The sequence below is a fragment of the Microcystis sp. M53598_WE2 genome, assembly GCF_030067735.1.
GTDB lineage: Bacteria > Cyanobacteriota > Cyanobacteriia > Cyanobacteriales > Microcystaceae > Microcystis > Microcystis aeruginosa.
On record NZ_JASJFE010000607.1, the window covers coordinates 1 to 3,794 of the forward strand.

Genomic DNA, 3,794 nt, shown 5'->3' on the forward strand with positions numbered 1-3,794 from the left:
ATAGCTTAAATAATCCCATACTCCTACTAATGTGGGTGCAAATACTCCGGGATAGGTGTTGAGGATATCCGGCTGAAAAACCCCAGATGTCTGCAACTCCGACAAATCTAAGGTTTCAACAGTGGTAAAAAAGCGGATATTTGTTCGATTCCGTCTTGATTGGGAGTGAGAATAACCGTGGCGACTTCTGGAATTACCCCAGCTTGGAGACTTTGATAATCGGTAACACCAGCATCGAGGAAAACTACAGTATTTAATTCGGGTGCGGTTAAACCCTGATTTCTCACACTATCCACCTGATTAGCTTGACTCAAGCCATCAGATTGAGCAAAATTGAACAAAACATCGTCAACAGCAGGAAGGCTCGGCAAAAGAGAAGAAGTGATGATATTAACCTCAAGGGATGACTGCGACTATTTTGTGCAAACAATCGCCAATTTTTCAAGACCCCTGTAACATCAATTAACATTTATACAGAAAACGGGTTTCTTCGAGAAACCCGTTTTCTCGATAATATTCACGATAACCCTATTATGCCTAAGATCTACCGTCTTGCCCAAGGTCATTTAAACCTATTGGAAACCTGTCCACCCAGATTTCAAAAAGTCTATCTAGAGGAACTTAACACACCGGCTGACCCTGAACAATTGCAGCGGCAAGAATGGGGCAGTCAGTTTCACCTATTATTACAGCAGCGGGAATTAGGACTGCCGATCGCATCTTTATTACGGGAAAATGAACAGTTAGAACATTGTTTAACGGCCCTATTAAAGGCTGCCCCGGCAATTGCCCAAAATCCGGGAGAAACCAATCGAGAAGCGGAACATTGTCGCAGTTTAACTGTGGGTAATTATTTATTAACGGTTATCTATGATTTAATTTTATTAGAGAGCGATCAAGCGGTAATTTTTGACTGGAAAACCTACTTAAAACCTATCGATGCTGACAAACTAGCCAAAAATTGGCAGACGAGACTTTATCTGTATGTGTTGGCAGAAACTTCTGCTTATCCTCTTGATAGTTTATCGATGACCTATTGGTTTGTGCAGTTACCCCGCAGCCCCGAACAAATTACTTTTAACTATAATCGGAAACTACACCAACAGACAGGGCGGGATTTACGCCGTTTATTGAAGGATCTCGATCGCTATCTATCGGCATACGAAAATGATTTAGTTGATTTTCCCCATCGTCCCGATTGTCAGCTTCATTGTCCCTATTATCTTAGACAAGAGCGATCGGACCCAATAGACTTACCCTCGATCGAGGATATCCCTGAAATCAATCCTTTTGTCTAAATCAGTTATCAGTTATCAGTGATCAGTGATCGGATCTAAGTAGCTGGTTATAATTAAATTAAAAATGGATTTTGCCTTTAATCCCCCCTTGATAAGGGGGGTATCTGATAATTTTTAACGCCTACCTACTTAAGTTTTAAGTTAGTTAGTTAGTTAGTTATAGCACTTTTCACGTTACTGAGGTATCGACAAGTTTTGCCAACAAAGGGTTTAATATCCTTGCCCATACCTCATTCTGATGAAAACTGCTATATTTATCTTCATCTTTATCCCTGTTTACTGTTTACTGATAACTGATCACTGATAACTGATCACTGATAACTGACAATTCTCCTTCTCCGCCGCGTTAACCATGGTCGATAATAACAAAAGACAGATCGATCGCTTGCGCTCATGACCGGCAACCACTACCAAACCTTAGAAATCAGCCATAAATCGACCCCTGACGAGATTAAACGGGCCTATCGGCGTTTAGCCAGACAATTCCATCCCGATAGTCAAAACGATAGTGCCAGTCACGATAAAATCGTCGCTATTAACGCCGCCTACGAGATTTTAAGCGATCCGAGGCTAAGAAAGGACTATGATAACCAACTAATCGCCAATTTTCCCGAAAAACGCGGCCAACGCACTGCCACTGCCCAAGCAAATTACCATCGTTACAAAGAGGCAGTCCAGGAAGACGAGGCCCTGGTGAAACAGTGGTATAACCAGACCTATAGCCCGATTAATCGTCTGATCGGTCAAATTATCCGGCCTCTCAAAGGTCAGATCGATCACCTATCCGCCGATCCCTTCGATGATCAGTTAATGGCTGTTTTTCAAGACTATCTAGAAACCTGTCGCCAAAATCTCGATCGAGCCAAAACCCTCTTTTGCCAACGGCCCAACCCTGCCAAAATGGCCAAAGTGGCCGCTTCTCTTTACTACTGTCTCAATCATCTCACTGATGGACTAGAAGAATTAGAAACCTTTACCCTTAACTACGATGATCGCTCTCTCCACACCGGTCAAGAAATGTTTCGCATGGCCCAGCGTTTACAGGTAGAAGCTAAACAGATAGCCAGTCAGTGCCAAAATTAAATCTCTAGCCATGGGCAAAAAAAAAGACGAAAATAGATCAAGACCAGATTTACCCAACCCTAGCTTAACCCCGATGAGAGACAAACAATCAGAAATTACCAATATATCCACCCCTAGAGATTCTGATCTTTATTCCTTGCCTCCGGCCGTCCAACGGGCTGCTAATATCCTTTTACGTCAGGGAAGAATCGGTTTTTGGACGCAGATTGTCCTGGGCGTAATTTCAGGGGTTTTATTACTCATTGCTACCGCTAGTTTATTAGGGACGAGACAACGCACTTCCGGTATTGAAATCGGTGTTTTATGTGCCATTGGTGGGGCTGGTTTCTTGGTGGTCGCCATTTTCTTTTCCTCTCGTTACATGAAAATTGCCCGTCAAATGTTGAGGGGTGATCAAGATAGTCGCCCGAAAAAATCCGATACTATTCAGTTAATCCGTCAGGGTTTAATCGCTAATATTATCGGGATGTTTTTAACGATTTTGGGAGCGCAAGCGTTAGCGGGAATCGTCTTAATTAAATCCCTCAATGTTCCCCAAGGTACTTTTAATGTTGCCTCTAACCCCAGTCAATTTGTTAATTCGGTTGATCTGTTAATTGTGCAGGCTAATACTAATACAATTCTCGCTCACTTTACTGGTATCGTTACTTCTTTGTGGCTTCTTAATCGTATTACTTCTAAATAAATATGGCCATGCAACGCACCCGTTTAAGTACGCTGGCTAATGTCACCAGCAGTCGATTTAATAGCTTTTTTGGTAATCCTTGGCGACGGATTTCCCTACAGATAATTTGTGTTTTATTTGGAATTTTTTCTGGTCAAGCAATTGTCACCACTGCTGGACAAACTGCTCAATGGGATGTCACAGCTGCTGGTTTATTAGTGCTGTTTACGGAGGCGATTAGCCGGATTGTTTACCGAAAAAGTTCTCAGGCTAAACCCGCACCGATTCTGCGAGAATCTTTCAATTTACTCAAAATTGGTATCACCTATAGTTTGTTTCTAGAAGCCTTTAAAATTGGCTCTTAAATAGGGTTTGCTGAAAATGTTTCTTGGTGGGGTGAGGATTCAGGAGCCAGTAGGGGAAGGTGGAAACCTTGCCCTTAGGTGCCGACCGGCAGCGAGCGATCGTAGCCAGCCTAGACAGAACAAGTGTATTAGTTAAGCTGCCCAACGATACCCTTACTCCATGGCGCTTCTCAGGAAAATAAGGATTTCAGACGTTCATTCTCATTAGTACATTAAAATTACCCAGCTTTAGCATAGGCTCTGTAAGACTTTGGCTCTTCTCGACTTTGTGTGATAATTTTTGCTTATGGAATCGTGAAATGCTTACTGGGCAAGACTTTGAGGACTATTTTGCGGATATTCTATCAGTATAGACCTCGTTTCCACACAGAAACCAGAAGAGCC

5 protein-coding genes are annotated in these 3,794 nt (G+C 42.5%); 4 read left to right on the top strand and 1 reads right to left on the bottom strand.

The genetic code is table 11. The features are described 5' to 3' along the window. Positions 1-107 precede the first annotated feature (107 nt). Positions 108-386 carry a DUF4347 domain-containing protein gene (locus PX636_RS12250; RefSeq protein ID WP_288117383.1) on the bottom strand — a complete coding sequence of 93 codons (279 nt, stop codon included), beginning with the start codon at positions 384-386 and terminating at the stop codon, positions 108-110. A 147-nt stretch (positions 387-533) separates the two neighbouring features. Between PX636_RS12250 and PX636_RS12255 the strand changes: the two genes are divergently transcribed. The 4 genes from PX636_RS12255 (at position 534) to PX636_RS12270 (ending at position 3,410) form a co-directional block, all read left to right on the top strand. Continuing rightward, entirely contained in the window at positions 534-1,298 is a 765-nt protein-coding gene (locus PX636_RS12255) for a PD-(D/E)XK nuclease family protein (RefSeq protein ID WP_288117381.1), read from the top strand. Between the two features lie 393 nt (positions 1,299-1,691). Beyond that, complete coding sequence (locus PX636_RS12260; RefSeq protein WP_002763029.1) at positions 1,692-2,381, top strand: J domain-containing protein; 690 nt, start codon at positions 1,692-1,694, stop codon at positions 2,379-2,381. A 73-nt stretch (positions 2,382-2,454) separates the two neighbouring features. After that, positions 2,455-3,066, top strand: a complete 612-nt coding sequence (locus PX636_RS12265) for a DUF3611 family protein (RefSeq protein WP_002800798.1) — start codon at positions 2,455-2,457, stop codon at positions 3,064-3,066. Positions 3,067-3,068: 2 nt separating this feature from the next. After that, positions 3,069-3,410 (top strand): DUF565 domain-containing protein, encoded by a 342-nt coding sequence (locus tag PX636_RS12270; RefSeq protein ID WP_002763032.1) that lies wholly within the window; start codon positions 3,069-3,071, stop codon positions 3,408-3,410. The last annotated feature ends 384 nt before the right edge of the window (positions 3,411-3,794 follow it).

What these genes read in the sequence shown, in the direction of transcription:
- PX636_RS12255 (WP_288117381.1), top strand. Translation starts at nt 534, where the DNA reads ATGCCTAAGATCTACCGTCTTGCCCAAGGTCATTTAAACCTATTGGAA.
- PX636_RS12260 (WP_002763029.1), top strand. Translation starts at nt 1,692, where the DNA reads ATGACCGGCAACCACTACCAAACCTTAGAAATCAGCCATAAATCGACC.
- PX636_RS12265 (WP_002800798.1), top strand. Translation starts at nt 2,455, where the DNA reads ATGAGAGACAAACAATCAGAAATTACCAATATATCCACCCCTAGAGAT.
- PX636_RS12270 (WP_002763032.1), top strand. Translation starts at nt 3,069, where the DNA reads ATGGCCATGCAACGCACCCGTTTAAGTACGCTGGCTAATGTCACCAGC.